The 360-nt window shown below is 44.7% G+C and carries 1 protein-coding gene; it reads left to right on the top strand.

Translation table 11 applies throughout. The features are described 5' to 3' along the window. The coding region (locus AAEY79_RS14285; protein ID WP_352288914.1) for an RnfABCDGE type electron transport complex subunit D at positions 1 to 360 on the top strand (360 nt) is incomplete at both ends.

The following is a 360-nucleotide window of genomic DNA, read 5'->3' as shown; positions in this document are numbered from 1 at the left end:
CTTATGTACTGCTGCTGATTTCATTTCCGGTACAAATGACCTCATGGGTTGCCCCTCAAACCTTAACCGTCAATTACGCAGATATGTTGCATACCTTCAACAGTATCTTTGAATTAAACACGGGATATGCTGCAGATTTTTTCCATTTGGCGATTGATGGCACCACCATGGCAACGCCGCTCGACACATTAAAAACAGACCTTTCTATGGGGCTTACCACAACAGAAAGTATGACTAAAACCATCTTCTCTGGCAGTGTCGGCGAAGGTTGGTTTTGGGTCAATATGGCCTATTTTGTTGGTGGCCTAGTGATGCTAAAGCTTAAGGTGATACGCTGGCATATTAGCGGCGCTATTGTGC

Origin of the sequence: Psychrobacter sp. GW64-MNA-CIBAN-0177 (assembly GCF_040309585.1) — a bacterium.
Lineage (GTDB): Bacteria > Pseudomonadota > Gammaproteobacteria > Pseudomonadales > Moraxellaceae > Psychrobacter > Psychrobacter okhotskensis.
The sequence above is the reverse complement of the archived record's forward strand: the minus strand, read 5'-3'. Positions and strand labels throughout refer to the sequence as shown.